The organism is Streptomyces sp. B1866 (assembly GCF_031932565.1).
In the GTDB taxonomy this organism is placed as follows: Bacteria; Actinomycetota; Actinomycetes; order Streptomycetales; family Streptomycetaceae; genus Streptomyces.
This window is the reverse complement of the sequence record NZ_JAVSCF010000043.1, coordinates 14,681-32,165: the sequence shown is the minus strand read 5'-3', so window position 1 is coordinate 32,165 and position 17,485 is coordinate 14,681. Positions and strand designations below refer to the sequence as shown.

At 72.8% G+C, this 17,485-nt stretch carries 12 protein-coding genes and 1 pseudogene; 8 read left to right on the top strand and 5 right to left on the bottom strand.

Translation table 11 applies throughout. The features are described 5' to 3' along the window. From RKE29_RS09320 to RKE29_RS09295, 6 genes and pseudogenes are all read left to right on the top strand, one after another. Positions 1 to 384 (top strand): annotated as a pseudogene (locus RKE29_RS09320) (hypothetical protein); the annotation flags it as partial. A gap of 790 nt (positions 385 to 1,174) precedes the next feature. Then, the gene (locus RKE29_RS09315) at positions 1,175 to 1,351 is read left to right on the top strand and encodes a hypothetical protein (protein WP_312004631.1); all 177 of its coding nucleotides are present in this window, start codon (positions 1,175 to 1,177) and stop codon (positions 1,349 to 1,351) included. Between the two features lie 427 nt (positions 1,352 to 1,778). Continuing rightward, a complete protein-coding gene (locus RKE29_RS09310; protein WP_312004630.1) occupies positions 1,779 to 2,177 on the top strand; it encodes a BlaI/MecI/CopY family transcriptional regulator in 399 nt (132 codons plus the stop codon). Positions 2,178 to 2,199: 22 nt separating this feature from the next. Beyond that, positions 2,200 to 2,718: an amino-acid N-acetyltransferase gene (locus RKE29_RS09305; protein WP_312004629.1), complete on the top strand. Its 519-nt coding sequence runs from the start codon at positions 2,200 to 2,202 to the stop codon at positions 2,716 to 2,718. Positions 2,719 to 2,943: 225 nt separating this feature from the next. After that, entirely contained in the window at positions 2,944 to 3,282 is a 339-nt protein-coding gene (locus RKE29_RS09300; protein WP_312004628.1) for an Lsr2 family protein, read from the top strand. A 1,095-nt stretch (positions 3,283 to 4,377) separates the two neighbouring features. Further along, positions 4,378 to 6,906, top strand: coding sequence for an ATP-dependent Clp protease ATP-binding subunit (locus RKE29_RS09295; protein WP_312004627.1), 2,529 nt, complete (start codon positions 4,378 to 4,380; stop codon positions 6,904 to 6,906). 155 nt (positions 6,907 to 7,061) lie between these two features. Here RKE29_RS09295 and RKE29_RS09290 read toward each other — a convergent pair whose 3' ends face one another. After that, complete coding sequence (locus tag RKE29_RS09290; protein ID WP_312004626.1) at positions 7,062 to 7,433, bottom strand: helix-turn-helix domain-containing protein; 372 nt, start codon at positions 7,431 to 7,433, stop codon at positions 7,062 to 7,064. Positions 7,434 to 7,554: 121 nt separating this feature from the next. On the opposite strand from RKE29_RS09290, the gene RKE29_RS09285 reads away from it, so the two are divergent. Next, positions 7,555 to 9,210, top strand: coding sequence for an MFS transporter (locus RKE29_RS09285; RefSeq protein WP_312004625.1), 1,656 nt, complete (start codon positions 7,555 to 7,557; stop codon positions 9,208 to 9,210). Between the two features lie 268 nt (positions 9,211 to 9,478). On the opposite strand, the gene RKE29_RS09280 is transcribed toward RKE29_RS09285, so the two are convergent. From RKE29_RS09280 to RKE29_RS09270, 3 genes are all read right to left on the bottom strand, one after another. Further along, on the bottom strand, positions 9,479 to 10,222 hold the full coding sequence (locus RKE29_RS09280) for a creatininase family protein (protein WP_312004624.1): 744 nt from the start codon (positions 10,220 to 10,222) through the stop codon (positions 9,479 to 9,481). 263 nt (positions 10,223 to 10,485) lie between these two features. Next, positions 10,486 to 11,238 carry a streptomycin biosynthesis protein gene (locus RKE29_RS09275; protein ID WP_312004623.1) on the bottom strand — a complete coding sequence of 251 codons (753 nt, stop codon included), beginning with the start codon at positions 11,236 to 11,238 and terminating at the stop codon, positions 10,486 to 10,488. Between the two features lie 708 nt (positions 11,239 to 11,946). Then, on the bottom strand, positions 11,947 to 14,880 hold the full coding sequence (locus tag RKE29_RS09270) for an NACHT domain-containing protein (protein ID WP_312004621.1): 2,934 nt from the start codon (positions 14,878 to 14,880) through the stop codon (positions 11,947 to 11,949). 375 nt (positions 14,881 to 15,255) lie between these two features. Between RKE29_RS09270 and RKE29_RS09265 the strand changes: the two genes are divergently transcribed. Further along, a complete protein-coding gene (locus RKE29_RS09265) occupies positions 15,256 to 16,071 on the top strand; it encodes a M23 family metallopeptidase (protein WP_312004620.1) in 816 nt (271 codons plus the stop codon). A 114-nt stretch (positions 16,072 to 16,185) separates the two neighbouring features. Here the strand turns inward: RKE29_RS09265 and cseC are convergent, their stop codons facing one another. Further along, positions 16,186 to 17,484 carry a two-component system sensor histidine kinase CseC gene (gene cseC / locus RKE29_RS09260; RefSeq protein ID WP_312004618.1) on the bottom strand — a complete coding sequence of 433 codons (1,299 nt, stop codon included), beginning with the start codon at positions 17,482 to 17,484 and terminating at the stop codon, positions 16,186 to 16,188. Position 17,485: the final 1 nt, after the last annotated feature.

The following is a 17,485-nucleotide window of genomic DNA, read 5'->3' as shown; positions in this document are numbered from 1 at the left end:
GGGCCGCTCGCCGGTGCGGTCGCCGGTGCGGTCACCGTGCCGGTCGCGGTCGCGGCCGACCGGCAGCCCGCCGAGTCGCCGCGTGAGCCGCGCAAGAAGCCCCCCGCGCCGCCGCCCGGCGACCGCGAGGAGCCCCGCCCGGCCGAACCCCGCCCGGCGCCGAGTCCGGGGCGCCGCCCGGTGCCGACCCCGGCCGAGGTGTTCCCGCCCAAGCGCCGCCCGGCCCGCCCGCCGGAGGGCGACGGCCGGCACGGGCAGGCCGCCGGCCCCCGGCTCGCGTCGGCCTGCCCGGCGGAGGGCGAGGCGTGGCCCCGGGGGAGCCTGGTACGGCAGGGCCGCGCCGCCGCCGCGGTACGGCGAGGCCGCGCGACCTGCCCGGCCTGAGCACGCCTGGCCAGGGGGCCGCTCCGGCCGCCGCCCGGGCCGCGCGACCAGGAGGCCGCTCCTGGCCGCCGTCCCCGGCCCGCCGCCCTCGGCTCGTGGGCGGCAGAGCCGGAACCCGACGGGGCCGACAGAGCCGGGCCGGGGCCGAGCCGAGCCGGGCCGGACGGAGCCGAGTCGAGCCGGGGATGGAGGCGGGCGGAGCCGGGTCCCGACGGAGCCGGGTTCGNCCCGACGGGGCCGACAGAGCCGGGCCGGGGCCGAGCCGAGCCGGGCCGGACGGAGCCGAGTCGAGCCGGGGATGGAGGCGGGCGGAGCCGGGTCCCGACGGAGCCGGGTTCGGGCCGGGTCCGGTCCGGCCCCGGCGGGCCCGCGGCCCCCGCCGGGCCCGGGCTGGACCCGGGATCTCGGCCCGGGCCGGAGCCCGGCCGACCGGGCTCCGGCACTCCCGCCACGGAGCCCGACCCCGCCGCCCCCGGCGTGCCAAGCCCCGCCGCGCCCGCCGTTCCGCCGCGCCCGCCGCGCCCGCCGTCTCGCACCAGCCCCGCCGCGCACCCCGCCGCCCCCGAAACCACCGCACGATCCGCGTCCGCCCCTGCCGCTCCGGCTGAACGCCACCGCCCCCGGACCACACGCCACCACCCGGCCCGGCGCGCCCAAGGCGCCGTCCCGAGACCGCTTTCCGCGGCTCGCCGCGCACCTCGTACTCTTGTAGGCATTTCCCGCACAAGGCAGTCACACCGCGGTCATCGGGCCGCTTGCGGCGGCCCCCGGCAGAAGGAGGCCGACAGCCATGGATTACGTCTCCGCGCTGATCCCGCCGTTCGTGATGGCGGTGGCCTTCGTGGCGCTGATCAAGACGATCGTGAAGAGCCAGGGCGGCGCGAACAAGGCCAAGGAGGACGCCGCGGTGGACGCCGCGCTGACGCGGGCCGAAGCCGCCCGGCAGGCGCGGCCCGACGAGTCCTGAGCGCGTCGGAACCTTTCCCGAGCGAACCGTGTCCCCATTCCGAACAGACGCGGACACGTCCTGAACGGGCCCCGGCCGGGTTCCGATCGATTCGGAGCGGCCCGCCGGGCCCGGTATCCCCCCGATCCTCCGCCCGCCGCGGCGGCTATCCCCCGCCCGCCGCGGCAGCTATCCCCCACCCACCGCGGCAGCTATCCCCCACCCACCGCGCCCCGTATCCCCTTCCGCCGACGGCCGGCCCTATCCTCCGGTCCACCGGGCCCCCTATCCGCCCGGCCGTCGGCCCGGTATCCCCCGCCCCATCCCGTCCTCCCGCCTTACACCACGTGTTACCGCCGTGCACACCGTGCGATGTTCCGGATCCCGGACACCTTTTCGCCTGCCTGGTAAACGGACATTTGTGGACGTCTCGGACTAGTATTCAGGTGTGCCACGGCCATTGGGAGAGCTCGAAGACGCGGTCATGACGCGGGTCTGGCAGTGGAACCGCCCGGTCACGGTGCGGGAAGTCCTGGAGGACCTGCAGCGGGAACGCTCCATCGCCTACACCACGGTCATGACCGTAATGGACAACCTCCACCAGAAGGGCTGGCTGCGCCGGGAGGCGGAAGGCCGCGCCTATCGATATGCGGCCGTCAGCACCCGCGCCGCCTACGCGGCCGCACTCATGAACGAGGCGTGGTCCGCCAGTGACAACCCGGCTGCCGCGCTGGTCGCCTTCTTCGGCATGATGTCCGAGGAGCAGCGGGCGGCGCTGCGGGACGCCATGCGGGTCGTGCGGCTGGGCGCGCCCCCCGGGGACCGCCCCGGTGAGGCGGGGTCCTGAGGTGGGGCGATAGCGTCCGAGCATGCCCGTTCCAGCAAAAGCAGTCACCGTCCGCCGCGCCCGGACCGGCGATGTGCGGGCGGTGCGCCGCCTCATCGACACCTACGCCGCCGACCGCATCCTGCTCGACAAAGCGACCGTGACACTTTACGAGGACATCCAGGAGTTCTGGGTCGCGGAGCGGGACGACGGCGGGGAGGTCATTGGCTGCGGGGCGCTGCACGTCATGTGGGAGGACCTGGCCGAGGTGCGCACTCTCGCCGTCGACCCGGCGCTGAAGGGCCACGGCGTGGGCCACCTGCTGCTGGACAAGCTATTGCAGACGGCCCGCCGGCTGGGCGTCCGGCGGATTTTCTGCCTCACCTTCCAAGTCGGCTTCTTCGCCAAGCACGGCTTCGTGGAGATCGGCGAGACCCCTGTGGACGGGGATGTCTACAGCGAGCTGCTGCGCTCCTATGACGAGGGCGTCGCCGAGTTCCTGGGTCTCGAACGGGTGAAGCCGAACACCCTTGGCAACAGCCGGATGCTTCTGCAACTGTGACCGCGGTCCCTATGTCCGAATCGCTCCCCTATCGCATAGCTCCGGAACGGTGGCTTCCGTCAGGCTTCCCACCCGCGCCGCCCGTCGAACCCTCCCAGGGGTTTGTGTTTTTCCGGGATAGACGCTTTGCTATTCTCTCGTAGTGTGTAATTACTGGGGGCAGTGAGCATCGGCGGCTTAGCCAGGCCGCCGGCCCCGACCCCCGGTATCCCGGAAAGGAACCCCATGGCACAGAAGGTTCAGGTCCTTCTTGTCGACGACCTCGACGGCGTCGAGGCTGACGAGACGGTGACGTTCGCGCTGGACGGCAAGACCTACGAGATCGACCTCACCACCGATAACGCGGACAAGCTGCGTGAGGCGCTTGAGCCGTACACGAGGAACGGCCGTCGCACCGGTGGCCGCTCGACCGGCACCCGTGGCGGCAAGGTGCGGACGCCCTCCAGCTCCGGCCAGGACACCGCCAAGATCCGCGCTTGGGCGAAGGAGAACGGGTACGAGGTCAACGACCGTGGCCGCGTTCCGGCGTCCGTGCGTGAGGCATACGAGAAGGCGAACAGCTGAAGTACCGCCGCATCAGGCCGGGGGCGCCCCCATCGCCCCCGCGACGTGCCACGGTGGGGGACGCCCCCGCCTCGCACTGCGGCTCGGGAGGCCGCACCCCTCGCGCGGCCTCCTGCGACCCCGGCCCCTCCGGGCCAGGGCACCAGGCCCCCCGGTGGCCGGGTGACCGGCCACGGGGCCGGACGGGCCGCGACGCGCGCGGTGTGCGGTCGGCCGCATCCCCGACCGCGCCAGGGCCTGCGCGTCGCCCCTCCACCCAGCCGCTCCCCCAACCGCTCCACCCAGTGGATCCCCCGGGACCGGATCCCCTGGGGACCCACGCGGCCGCGGATCCACCCCGGCGGCGGATCACCGGCCGGCCGGTCCACCCCGGCCGGTCCACCCCAGCGACCCTCCGCGGGCGGCCGTGTCCACGGGCAGAGCCCTGCCGGGCCGCCGTACGCCCTGCCCAGGCCGCCCGCAGGCTGTCCCGGTCGCTCGCGGGCTGCCGCCGGCCGCCCGGCACCGCGCCCCGCAGCCGCGCGCTCCCGTACGCGCCCCCACCCCGCTCCGTACGCGCCCCCTGACGCCACGCACACGCTCCCGCCCCGCCCGTCCCGCCACCGCCCGCCGCGGACGGTGGCGAAGTGGTGGCGAACAGGGGTGCAAGAGGGGCGCAAGGGTGTTCGCCCGTAGCGGATGTAGAGGTCCCGCGCCGCATGGAGTGTGAATGCTTGGGGGTAAGAGACCGGTAGCGGGACCGGTGCCGGCGGACATCTGCGGTGCCAGGCGGTCCGCGGGCGGCGGAGGGAGGCGTATGACCAGGACGGCAGGGCGTTCGGCCCGCGTGTCGGGGAATGCGACGTTCGCCGTGGGCGTAGTCACGGTCCGGGTGGACGCCTGGCTCGCGGGAACATCGTCTCGCACCATCGGGTTGGAGCAGTTGTCGGCTGTTCGGGGCGGGAGGCCAGCGATCGCGCTCCCCGCGCGGGCGGGGGCGGCTCCCCGGGACGTCGGCAGTTGGAATGAGCTGTCCCGTGTCGCGGGACTAGCATGCGGAAGGACAGGGAGGGGACCGTCCCCGATCTGCCTGACCGCTCTGAGGAGCGATTAACGATGTTCGAGAGGTTCACCGACCGCGCGCGGCGGGTTGTCGTCCTGGCTCAGGAAGAGGCCCGGATGCTCAACCACAACTACATCGGCACCGAGCACATCCTCCTGGGCCTGATCCACGAGGGTGAGGGTGTCGCCGCTAAGGCCCTGGAGAGCCTCGGGATTTCGCTCGAGGCGGTCCGCCAGCAGGTGGAGGAGATCATCGGCCAGGGCCAGCAGGCCCCGTCCGGTCACATCCCCTTCACGCCCCGTGCCAAGAAGGTCCTGGAGCTGTCGCTCCGCGAGGCCCTCCAGCTCGGCCACAACTACATCGGCACCGAGCACATCCTGCTCGGCCTGATCCGCGAGGGCGAGGGCGTCGCCGCCCAGGTCCTCGTGAAGCTGGGCGCCGACCTCAACCGGGTGCGCCAGCAGGTCATCCAGTTGCTCTCCGGCTACCAGGGCGGCAAGGAGGCCGCCACGGCCGGCGGCCCGTCCGAGGGCACGCCGTCCACGTCCCTGGTCCTCGACCAGTTCGGCCGCAACCTCACCCAGGCGGCCCGCGAGACCAAGCTCGACCCGGTCATCGGGCGCGAGAAGGAGATCGAGCGGGTCATGCAGGTGCTGTCCCGCCGCACCAAGAACAACCCGGTCCTCATCGGCGAGCCCGGCGTCGGCAAGACCGCCGTGGTCGAGGGCCTGGCCCAGGCCATCGTCAAGGGCGAGGTGCCCGAGACCCTGAAGGACAAGCACCTCTACACCCTGGACCTCGGCGCCCTGGTCGCCGGCTCCCGTTACCGCGGTGACTTCGAGGAGCGCCTGAAGAAGGTGCTCAAGGAGATCCGCACCCGCGGCGACATCATTCTGTTCATCGACGAGCTGCACACCCTGGTGGGCGCGGGCGCCGCCGAGGGCGCGATCGACGCCGCGAGCATCCTCAAGCCGATGCTGGCGCGCGGCGAGCTGCAGACCATCGGCGCCACCACGCTGGACGAGTACCGCAAGCACCTGGAGAAGGACGCGGCCCTGGAGCGCCGCTTCCAGCCCATCCAGGTCGCCGAGCCCTCGCTGCCGCACACCATCGAGATCCTCAAGGGTCTGCGCGACCGGTACGAGGCGCACCACCGCGTCTCCATCACCGACTCGGCGCTGGTCGCCGCGGCCACCCTGGCCGACCGGTACATCTCCGACCGCTTCCTGCCGGACAAGGCGATCGACCTCATCGACGAGGCCGGCTCCCGGATGCGCATCCGCCGCATGACCGCGCCGCCGGACCTGCGCGAGTTCGACGAGAAGATCGCCGACGTGCGCCGGGAGAAGGAGTCCGCGATCGACTCGCAGGACTTCGAGATGGCCGCGGGCCTGCGCGACAAGGAGAAGCAGCTCCTGGCCGCCAAGGCGAAGCGGGAGAAGGAGTGGAAGGCCGGCGACATGGACGTCGTCGCCGAGGTGGACGACGAGCTGATCGCCGAGGTCCTGGCCACGGCCACCGGCATCCCGGTGTTCAAGCTCACCGAGGAGGAGTCCTCCCGCCTGCTGCGCATGGAGGACGAGCTGCACAAGCGCGTCATCGGCCAGCGGGACGCCATCAAGGCGCTCTCCCAGGCCATCCGGCGCACCCGCGCGGGCCTGAAGGACCCCAAGCGGCCCGGTGGCTCGTTCATCTTCGCCGGCCCGTCCGGCGTCGGTAAGACGGAGCTGAGCAAGACCCTCGCCGAGTTCCTGTTCGGCGACGAGGACGCGCTGATCTCCCTCGACATGTCCGAGTTCAGCGAGAAGCACACCGTCTCGCGGCTGTTCGGCTCCCCGCCCGGATACGTGGGCTACGAGGAGGGCGGCCAGCTCACCGAGAAGGTGCGCCGCAAGCCGTTCTCCGTGGTCCTCTTCGACGAGGTCGAGAAGGCCCACCCGGACATCTTCAACTCGCTGCTCCAGATCCTGGAGGACGGTCGCCTGACCGACTCCCAGGGCCGGGTCGTGGACTTCAAGAACACGGTCATCATCATGACGACCAACCTCGGCACCCGGGACATCTCCAAGGGCTTCAACCTGGGCTTCGCCGCCCAGGGCGACGTGAAGACCGGCTACGAGCGGATGAAGGCCAAGGTCAACGAGGAGCTGAAGCAGCACTTCCGCCCCGAGTTCCTCAACCGCGTGGACGACACGGTCGTCTTCCACCAGCTCTCGCAGGAAGACATCATCCAGATTGTCGACCTGATGCTGGCCAAGGTGGACGAGCGGCTGAAGGACCGCGACATGGGCATCGAGCTCAGCGGCGAGGCCAAGAAGCTGCTCGCGACCAAGGGCTACGACCCGGTGCTGGGCGCCCGGCCGCTGCGCCGGACCATCCAGCGCGAGATCGAGGACACGCTCTCCGAGAAGATCCTCTTCGGCGAGCTGCGCCCCGGTCACATCGTGGTCGTGGACACCGAGGGCGAGGGCGACGCGAAGACGTTCACCTTCCGCGGCGAGGAGAAGTCCGCCCTGCCGGACACGCCGCCGATCGAGTCGGCGACGGGCAGCGCGGGGCCGAACCTCAGCAAGGACGCCTAGTAGCACGCGGCAGGCCGTAAGGCCGACCGTAAGCCGCAGGGGCCCGCCCTGGACCGTTCGTACGTGCGTACGGCGGCCGGGGCGGGCCCCTCGGCATGCCCGCGGGCGGGCCGTACGAGCAGCCTCCGGCCCGTACGGCCCGTACGAGCGGGGTGTCAGACGTCGCGGGCCGGGCCGCCGGGGGAGGAGGCAGGCCGGGGCGCCTGGTCGCGGTACCACCGGCCCCACGTGTCCAGCAGCTCCGTGATCTGCTCCAGGCTGCGCCCGGTGTCCGACAGCGCGTACTCGACCTTCGGCGGCGCCTCCCGGTAGACCGTCCGCACGATCAGCCCGTCCGCCTCCAGCTCGCGCAGCTGCCGGGTCAGCATCCGCTGCGTGACCCCCGGCAGCGCCCGCCGCAGCTCGCCGAAGCGCTGGGTGCCGGTGAAGAGCTGCTTGATGATGGCCAGCTTCCAGCGGCCGCCCAGCACCTCCATGGCGATCTCCACCGCGCACTGGTCCGGAGTGCCGTCCACCGGGCCCCGCACGGGCCCCACCTCCCCGTTCAGACCAGACAAGCGGCTGACCAGCATCGGTACCCCGGCTGGTACTACCGCACAAAAAAGACCGTACTTGTGAACACCGAACCGGCCCCACGATAGTCGCGGCATGGGAAACGGGATGCCGGACTCCGTCACGGCGGCGGCGCCACCGGGCCCGGCGCTACCGGGTGACGTCCCGCCGGACGCCGACGCCGACGCCGACGCCGACGCCGATGCCGACGCCGAGCCGCGCGATCCGCGGCGGTGGGCGGTGCTCGCGGTGCTGTGCGTGAGCCTGCTGCTGTGCGGCATCGACCTGACCGTCACCCACGGCGCGGTGCCCAGCCTCAGCCGCGAGCTGCACCCCAGCGGGGTGCAGCTGCTGTGGATCGTGGACATCTACTCGCTCACCCTCGCCGCGCTGCTGGTGACCTGCGGCACGCTGGGCGACCGCGTCGGCCGCAAGCGGCTGGTGCTGTCCGGGTTCGCGCTGTTCGGCCTGGCGTCGGCCGCCGCCGCCCTGTCCCGCACCACGACCGAGCTGATCCTGGCCCGGGTGGCCCTCGGCGCCGGCGCCGCGATGATCATGGCGTCGACGGTGGCGATCATCCGGGTGGTCTTCACCGACGACCGGGAGCGGGCCACGGCCATCGGCGTCTGGACCTCCGCGCACAGCGTGGGCGCCACCATCGGGCCGCTGGTCGGCGGCGCGCTGCTCCAGCACTGGTGGTGGGGCTCGGTCTTCCTGGTCAACGTGCCGATCATCGCCGTCATCCTGCTGGTGGGCGCCCGCGTGATCCCCGAGTCGCGCAACCCCGCGCCGCGCCCGTGGGACCTGGCCGGCGTCGCCCTGTCGATCACCGGCCTGGCGGCGGCGGTGTACGCGCTGAAGCAGGCCGGCGAGCAGGTGGGCGTCGACGTGGCGGTCGCGGTGTGCGCGGTCGCGGGCGCCGGGCTGCTGACCGCCTTCGTGGCGCGGCAGCGGCGGCTGGCCCACCCCCTGCTGGACTTCACGCTCTTCGCCGACCGGCGCTTCACCGCCGCCACCCTGTGCGTCATCGGCTGCTTCGGCAGCTACACGGCGCTGCTGTTCTTCTTCACCCAGTGGTTCCAGCAGGTCGGCGGCTACTCGCCGCTGCACGCCGGGCTGGTCCTGATGCCGCTGGCCGCCTCCAGCGCGGTCGGCGCGGTGCTCGCGCCGTGGGCCGCGCACCGCTGGGGCAACCGGTGGGCGGTCACCGGCGCGCTCGCCCTGTTCGCCGCCGCGCCGGCGTTCCTGACCGCCTGCGGCGGGCCCGGGCACCACGGCGTCGTGATCGTCACGCTCGTGGCCTCCGGCGTCGGCGCGGGCGTGGTCATGACCCTGGGCGCCGACTCGATCATGGCCTCGGCCGACCCGCACCGGGCGGGCGAGGCGGCCGCGATCCAGGAGACGTCGTTCGAGCTGGGCGCGGGCCTGGGCGTCGCCGTCCTCGGCACGGCGCTCGCCGCCACGTACCGCACGGCCCTGCCGTCCGTCTCCGGCGTGCCGGGCGCGGACCGCGACCACGCGCGGGAGTCCATCGGGGACGCCTACGATGTCGCCGACCGGCTCGGCCCGCCGGCCGCGGGCCTGCTGCGCCAGGCCGCGCGGCACGCGTACGACCAGGGGTTCACCGTGGTCATGCTGGCGGCCACGGCGGTGCTCGCGCTGACCGCCGCGCTCGCCGCCGTCATGCTCCGGCCCGCCGCGCCGCACGGGGCGGGCCCGGAAGGCGACGGGGCGCCGAGGGCCGACCCGTGACCCGGGCGATGCCGACCCCGCGCGTACGGCGTACGGCAGGCCGCGCGCCGCCGGTACGACCGCGCGTACGGTCGGCATCGGCGTACGACCGGCGCGTACGCCCGCCGTACGGGCGGCCCCGCACCGGAAGCCCGTAGGGCGCGCCCCCGGACAGCCACGGGCGGGCGCGCGGCGGGTGCGCCACCGCGCGCCCGCCCGTGGCGCCACGCGCCCGCCCGCGCCAGAGGGCGTACGAGCCGGTCGCGCACCGCGGCGCGGGGCGAGGCGGTCAGGAGGGCGTGCTACGTCCGGGCCGCACCAGCCCGTACCCCTCCCGTACGAGCGCGACGGCCTGCGAGACCACGTGCCAGAACAGCTTCTCGCCCAGCTCCGCGCTGGAGCCGGAGGTCGAGGAGAGCACGCCCTGGTTGGTCGTCCGCGCCACGTCCACCGGGTGCAGGTACAGGCCCGCCCGCGGCGGGCGGTCGTGGTCCGGCCGCAGGTCGGAGACCAGGTCGGGGCGGAGGAAGAGCATGAGGCTGGTCTCGGTGAGCCCGGCGTGCTCGGCGTGCCAGCCGGGGAAGTCGCCGACCTCGGCGCGCAACCAGGAGTCCTCCACCAGGCTCCACCAGCTGAACGCGACGATCTCCTTGCCCTCCGCGAGCCCGCGCTCGCGCAGGTCGTCCAGGGCCTCGAAGACGAACGGCTCGTTCTTGTAGTGGCCGTTGACGACGATCAGCCGCTCGAACGGCAGCGCGGCCAGCGAGCGGGCCGCCTCGCGCAGGAACCGTACGAGCGAGTCGCCGCTGACGTACAGCGTGCCGGGGAAGGCCAGCCCGCCGCCGCTCGTCGGCAGCGAGCGGGCCGCCACGGCCTGCACGGGCAGCGTGAAACCGTCCAGCTCGTACGCGATCTGGCGGGCGAACTCCTCGGCGAGCACGGCGTCCACGGACAGCGGCAGGTGCGGGCCGTGCTGCTCGATGGCCCCGATCGGCCAGACCACCGTGCGGCCGCGCAGCCGCTCGGCATACACGGCGGTGCGGGTGGAGCAACACCGTGCCAGCGGCGAGGATTTCGTGTCAACGGACCGACTTGTACACGGGTGAGCACGCCGACGAGCAGGCTGGACCAGCCTGCTGACGGCCCGTGGCGGGAGGGATGAGGCGGTGGCCTTACCTGCGTCCAGTGCGGCCACACCGCCAACGCCGATCAGGTCGGTGCACTCAACGTCGCTATCAGGGCCGGGCTGGTCCTTCCCGACGTGGCCTAGCCACCGACAGGAGAAGCCCCCCGGATTCATCCAGGGGGAGGAGTCACCTGGATGTCCAGCCAGCGCAGCAGGGCGCGGCCGCCCTCGGTGAACCGCAGGGAGGGGTCGCGGCGCAGGCTCTGGAGCCTGGTCAGCTCGCTGTCCCGAGGCGGGTCTTCGCGCGCGGCCGGGCCGGGGTCGGCCGGGCGGCCGTCCGGGCCGAGGGGCCAGGGCCCGAGCCCGGCGGCAGCGGCCTGCCCGACGACCGGCCCCACGGTCTGCCGCTCGGCCGTCCGCAGCTCGGCGGCGCGCTGCTTGGCGGGCACCGGATCCTCGCCCCGGCGCAGCCGCTGCCGTACGTCCGCGACCGTGCCCAGCGACACTCCGGCGGACTTGGCGATCTGCCGCAGCGGCGCGTCGGGGTGGCGGACCAGCAGCTCACCGGCCCGCCGCCGCCCGTCGGCGACGTTCAGCGGCCGCAGCCGCCCGTCCCGGCCGACCCGTACGTTCGACTGTGGAACCTTCCCGCTTGAACGCCGCCGGACGGCCGCCACTGTCTTCGCGGTGAGCCCGGTGGCCGACGCGATCGCCCGGTCCGACCAGTACGGATGCGACCGGATGATGCGCTCGGCGGCGGCCGTACGGTCGGCGAGCGACAGCGGCAGCCCGTGCGCGGTGTTCGCCTCCACTGCGAGCACGAACGCCTCCCGCTCGTCCCCGTCGAAGAACTCCGCCTCGATGTCCCGCCGCCCGCGCAGCAGCGCGGCCCGCACCCGGTGCATGCCGTCGATGACGCGCATGGTCGACCGGTGCACGAGGATCGGCCGCAGCTCGGCGCCGCACTCGGCGAGGGTGCGGACGTGGTCGGGGTCCTCGCCCGCCGTCCGGGGGGGAGTCGGCGGGGAGCAGGCAGGCGATGGAGATGGACACCGGCGTGGAGCGCTCGCCGGTGTGACCGCTGGACTCCGCCGCCCGCACCATGTCTTCCTCCCCGGGCGTGTTCGCATTTGTTGGATCTTGCCGAGCCTTAGGAGCTTAAAGGCTGTCCCGCAATCCCTGGCGGGCTCCCGACGCCAGCTACGGCCACTCGCGGCGTTGGCGAAACGTCCGAATAGAACCACTATTCGGACGCTCCGCCGCCTTGCGATTGACCGCATCTGACGCCGCTCGCTGATCCACCAGGGATTACGGGACAGCCTTTAGGTGGGGGTCGGTGGGGCGGGCGAACCGGGCTTCCGGTGTCGTGGACACCCTGCGTAGTTCATGTGATTGACATGCGCGGGGTGGTGAACGGGGTGGCCGGGTGGTATGGGGGAGCGCGGAAGTGGCTGCAAGCTACACAAGTGGGGTGGGGAGTTGGTTTCCGGTTCACCAGGAATGCGTATGGGAATCGTCGGGTGCGGTTTCCTGGATACGGACGGTGAAAGCGGGCGAGCGGGCGGGTGGGGGAATCCTGACCTGATTTTTGACAGCTTTTTGACGGGCGGGGACGCGGTGGTGGTGGGTGGCTACGGCTCGGGGCCGTCGGGAATGCCCATACGCACGCGGGGTGCCCTGCCAGGGATCACCGTCACCTTGGCGCCCTCATGCCGGAGGGCGCGGGACACGTCTCGGCCGTTGACGTGGACCCATCGGAGATCGGGCAGTCGGCGCAGCGGCGTGAGGTCCAGTCCGTCGGCGCCCGGCGTGTCGATCGCCAGCGACAGGTGGCGCAGGCGGGGGAACGACTCCGCCAGCCACCGGCAGTCCACGGTGCCGAGTGCCGAGAAGTACAGCGTGTGCAGGTGCGGTGGGCACACCGCCGGCCGCTGGGGCTGGAGGTAAGTCGGAAGGTCGAGGTGCAGGCTTACCAGCGTCTCCAGTCGCTCCAGCCCGGCCAGCGGTCTCCCGTGCTCCGGCGACAGGACGCCGGAGCAATTTCTCAGGGTGAGTCTCCGCAGGCGGGGGAAGGCGCCGAGGAACGCCAGATCGCTGACCGCGTGGTTGTGACGCAGCCGCAGGTGGGTCAGTCCGCCCGGCAGGAGGTCGAGCAGGCTTTCCGGCCCGAAGGCTCCCTCCACCTGCATCCTGGGACGGCCGCCCGCCTCGCGCAGGAGCCGCAGCTCCGCCTCGCTGCCGGCCACGAAATACAGTTCGTCCGGGTCGAGTCTCGACACCACCTCGGCGAAGTACCGCTCGGTGTCGAAGCGCGACCAGGCATACGTGAGCTGCGCGCGGACCGCGAGGCTGGGATGGCCGCAGAACTGTCGCAGGTAAGCGATGGCGGCGTCCGTACGGAGGTGGGAGGCGGCGACCACGCAGACCGTCGCCGTCTTCTCGTCCAGGCCGCCCGGCGGCGGCAGGAGTTCGAGGACCAGAGGCCCCACCTCGGCGAGCTTCCGGGCCTGTTCCAGGTCCCTGGGCGGAACCAGCGAGGCCGCCTGTCGCACCACATCTTCCCTGACCGTCGCGTCCAGCTCCGGCGCCTGCTCCAGGCACGCCATGGCCAGCAGCGTCGTCCGGGTGCGGCCACGCCTGCCGCTCCGTGCCCGGTCCAGCAGCCTGTGCAACAGCTCGGCCCGTTCGCGCGGGCGCGCGTGCGCCACCGCGAGCCGGATCACGTCCTCCCACTGCGCGTCGTCGGCGTTCCGGACCAGCAGCCCCCAGTCGCCCTCCTCCACGGCGGCCTTGGCGCCCAGGTAGTCCTGGAAGGTCCGGTGCACGAAGTCGACCGTGTCGGCGGACGGCTGGCGCAGCAGGCCAGTACGCAGCACCAGATGCCGCAGGATCGCCTCGGCGTCGCCCAGCGCGCTCGCGGCGGGCACCGACGGCAGCGCGGTGCCGATGATTCGCACCGCTTCACCCCGATCCAGCTCGGCCTCGCCGTTGCGGATGAGGTAGTACGCGAGCCGCTGGAGGAGCTGGATCTGCGGCTCCTCGTCCAACTGCGGATCGCCGGGAGCGTGCACGCCGCGCTCGGTGTCGCGGCGCGACAGCAGCATGGTGAGCGCCGCGTCGTACAGCGCCTTGCGGCCGGGCGGCAGGTAGCCGCGCCGCGCCCGGTGCAGCGCGCAGATCAGGCCGCACATCAGGGGGTTGGTGGCCAGCCGGGCGAGGTCCTGCTTGGTGCGTACGGCCGTGTGCAGGGCCGCCTGGTAACCGTCCAGGGCCGCGCGCTCCTCGTCCGTTCGACAGGTGGCGCGCGCGGCGTCGTGCCAGCGGTCGATGAACGCGGCGATGTCGTCCCGGCTCATCGGCGACAGGGTGAACTCGGTGAACCCCTGTCCGGCCAGCCAGTCCTCGGCCACGGCCGAGGGGCGCGAGGTGACCAGCCACAGGTTGCCCGGGTAGGCGAGCAGCAGGTCGCTCAGCCAGGCCCGGACGCGCTCCCGGTCGCGCTCGGGTATCTCGTCGATGCCGTCGACCAGCAGCAGGCCGCGCCGGGCGGTCAGCACCCGGTCCGCCCAGCCTGCGGGCTGTGCGCCTGCCAGCGGGCTGTTGACGGCGGCCAGGAAGTGGGTGGGATCGGGCAGGCTGTCTTTCCGGGCGATGGTGCGCAGGGGCAGTACGAACGGCACTCGGCCGATCAGCTGCTCCATGCCACGCGGCGGCTCCAGCCGGGCGGCGCATACGGCGAGCCACTGCACGAGCGTTGTCTTGCCCGAGCCCGCCACGCCGCGCAGCAGCACCCGGTCACGGCCCGCGAGCGCCTGGTCGGCGGGCTGCGGCGCCTCCGGGGCGCCCCGTTCCGAGACCGCCTCCAGGCTCAGGTACGCCGCGTCCAGCGGCCAGGTAGCCTCCGAGCGGTCGACGTCGATACCGAAGATGGTCAGCGTGCCGTACTTTCCCGCGACATACGCGGCGTACCGCTGCTCGAAGTCGGCTGTCTCCGCGGACTGCGGCGGTGTGCGCTCGATCAGGATGTCGACCTTGACGATCAGGTCGGCGAGCTGGCGGCTCTGCTCGACCAGCGTTCGGGCGACAAAGCTGGAGCGCTGCGTGAAGAAGTGCAGGATGTGCCTGCACGCGGAGTCGAGCAGCTGGTCGTAGAAAAGGTTCGCGTCGTGGGACAGGATCGCGTCGGGGCGGCCGGCCGAGCGGCACAGATCCCGGGTCAGGCCGAGGACGCCCAGCCGCACGGCCTGTACGTCGTCCATGGCCAGGTCGCCCAGCGCCGCCAGAGTCCGGGCGAGGGCCATGGCCACGATCACGTCCTCATCGGCCGGGCACGGCCGCTCGCCGGGCCCCGCCGCCTTGATCGCCCGCGCCACCAGTTCCTTCGCCAGCTTCTCCAGGTCCCTGTCGGTCAGCGTCCGCTTCTCGCCGCGGAACGACACCAGCGACGACACCCGCACCGGCCTGTCCACCAGCCCCGCGCCCGGCCCGTCCGCCACGAACAGCTTCCTGACCAGCGGCGCCACGGCGCTGGACGCCAGCCGAGCGCCGATGACTGCGGCATCCATGTCCCATCCCCCCGATGGCGTGGTCCGACCCTGGCCCGACAGGTTACAGCCCGTGGCTGACACAGGACCCAGAGGAGTGCGTTACCCGCCGCCCGGTGCGGGCAACCGCGCGTTCCCGTGCGCTCGGCGGTGATATGCCGCACAGCCGGAAACCGGCCTACTAGCGGGAATAGAAGCAGGCCCGAGAAACGCCACCGCCGTCAATTCCCGGAATCTCCGGAAGTGGCCGCGCCGCCTGATCATTTGTACCGTCCGCGCTACGGCCCAGGATAGTAGGAGGGCCGCTTGGCCGTGCGGCCGCCACCGGTTACCAAGGATGAGCCGTCCCGGACCGCTCCCGGGACCCGCTCATTTCCCCGGAGGTAGTTAGCCGTAATGCTGAAGCGTGCCAAGACCCGACATTCGAGCAACCTCGCCGACACGTCCGCCAAGCACACCCGTACGACCGTCCTGGGCGTCGGACTCGGTGCCGCGCTCGCGCTCGGAGCCGGTGCCGGGGTGGCGCTGGCCGGGCAGGGGCCGTCGGACCACGTGGCGTCCGTGACGTCGTCGAGCGCGCTCGGCCGGGCCGTGGACCAGCATGCCGACGTGGACCAGCAGGCCGTGCAGAAGCAGGCCGCCGCGCAGCACAAGGCCGCCGAGAAGGAGGCCGCCGCCAAGCGGGAGGCGCAGCGGGACGCCAGGCTGGCGGCGCAGAAGGCAGCCAAGAAGGCCGCGGCCAAGAAGGCGGCGAAGAAGGCCGCCGCGCGAAAGGCGGCGCGCCACAATCCGCACGCCTGGATAACCCCGGTCGCGTCCTACGCCGTCGGCTCGACTTTCGGTATCGACGGCAGCCACTGGAAGCACAAGCACAGCGGCCAGGATTTCGTCGTGCCCACCGGCACCCGGGTCGACGCCGTGCACGGCGGCACCGTCGTCAAGGCGGGCGGCAACGGCGCGGGCGACGGTCCCGCGTACGGCAACGCCATCGTGATCCGGCACGCCGACAACACGTACTCGCAGTACGCGCACCTGTCGAAGGTCGAGGTCCACGTGGGCCAGAAGGTGAAGACCGGGCAGGAGATCGGCCGCGCGGGCAGCACGGGCAATTCCACCGGCCCGCACCTGCACTTCGAGATCCGTACGACCCCGAACTACGGGTCCGGCGTCGAGCCGCTGGACTTCCTGCGCCACCACCACGTGAAGGTCTGACCCGAGGCGCGGGGCGCCGACCACCCCGTACGGCGGTGCCCCTCAGCCCGGTCAGCCCGGTCAGCCCGGTCAGCCCGGTCAGTCCGGTCAGTCCGGTCAGTCCGGTCAGTCCGGTCAGTCCGGCACGTTGATCACCGGGAAGCTGCCCGTGTTCGTCGGCGCCGACTCCGGCAGCCACAGCACCGCCACCGCGCCCGTCCCGCCGTCGACCGCCGGCTCGGCGTTCCGGAAGGTCAGGCGCGCGCCCAGCACGCGCGCCTGGCCCGCGGCGATGGTCAGCCCCAGCCCGTGGCCCTTCCCGGCCCGGTCCTCGCGGCCCGTACGGAACCGGCTCGGGCCGTCCCGCAGCAGCGCCGCCGGGAATCCGGGGCCGTGGTCGCGCACCCGCAGCAGCCTGCCCTCGACGGTCACCTCGACCGGGGGCCTGCCGTACTTGGCGGAGTTGGCCAGCAGGTTGCCGAGGATGCGTTCCAGGCGGCGCGGGTCGGTGCTGACGTGCGCGTCCTGCACCAGCCGGACTTCCGCGTCCGGGGCCATGATCCGCACCCGGCGGGCCACGAACTCGGCCAGCTCGATCTCCTGGAGTTCGGCGCGCTCGGCGAACCCGTCGAGCCGGGCGACCTCCAGCACGTCCTCCACGAGCTGCCGCATGGCCTGCGCCCGGTCCCGTACCAGCTCCGTGGGCCGCCCCTCGGGCAGCAGCTCGGCGGCGGTGAGCAGCCCGGTCACCGGCGTGCGCAGCTCGTGCGCGATGTCGGCGGTGACCCGCCGCTCGGCCTCCAGCCGCCGTTGCAGCGCCTCGGCCATGCCGTCGACGGCCCGCGCGAGGTCGTCGGTCTCGTCCCGGACCCGGCCGCCGATGGCCTCCCGCACCCGTACCTCCGAGTCGCCCTCGGCGAGCCTGCGCGCGGCCGTGGCCGCCTTCCGCAGCCGCCGCGACAGCTGCTCGCCGATGAGCACGCCCAGCGCGATGCCGCACACCACCACCGACACCGAGCCGATGACCAGGGCGCGGTCGAGGTCGTCCAGGACGGTGAAGCGGTCCGCGAAGCGGCTGTGCACCGACAGCACGTGGCCGTCGCCCAGCGGCACCGCCGCCCACACCTCGGGCGCGCCGCTGCCCTTGTCCTCCAGGTACGTGGCGCGCAGGCCCTGCTCGACCTCGTCCCTCAGCTGCGGAGGCAGCCGCGGGTCGTCGATCTTAGCGTCGAACTGGGGGTAACCGGTCTTCTTGTACCACTTCTGGGCGACCTGCACCCGCTCGTCCATCACGTCGCGGCTGTTGTCGAGCATGGACACGCGCGCGGCGTTGTGCACCACCAGGCTCAGCGCGACGGCGACGAGCGCGCTGACCGCGGCGATGGACAGGCTGACCTTCCATCGCAGGCCGGAGCGCAGGGCCAGGTTCACCACG

Coding starts and splice junctions, on each gene's coding strand:
- RKE29_RS09315 (WP_312004631.1), top strand. CDS start 1,175: ATGGATTACGTCTCCGCGCTGATCCCGCCGTTCGTGATGGCGGTGGCC.
- RKE29_RS09305 (WP_312004629.1), top strand. CDS start 2,200: ATGCCCGTTCCAGCAAAAGCAGTCACCGTCCGCCGCGCCCGGACCGGC.
- RKE29_RS09300 (WP_312004628.1), top strand. CDS start 2,944: ATGGCACAGAAGGTTCAGGTCCTTCTTGTCGACGACCTCGACGGCGTC.
- RKE29_RS09295 (WP_312004627.1), top strand. CDS start 4,378: ATGTTCGAGAGGTTCACCGACCGCGCGCGGCGGGTTGTCGTCCTGGCT.
- RKE29_RS09285 (WP_312004625.1), top strand. CDS start 7,555: ATGGGAAACGGGATGCCGGACTCCGTCACGGCGGCGGCGCCACCGGGC.
- RKE29_RS09275 (WP_312004623.1), bottom strand. CDS start 11,238: ATGCGCGTCATCGACGGCATGCACCGGGTGCGGGCCGCGCTGCTGCGC.
- RKE29_RS09270 (WP_312004621.1), bottom strand. CDS start 14,880: ATGGATGCCGCAGTCATCGGCGCTCGGCTGGCGTCCAGCGCCGTGGCG.
- RKE29_RS09265 (WP_312004620.1), top strand. CDS start 15,256: ATGCTGAAGCGTGCCAAGACCCGACATTCGAGCAACCTCGCCGACACG.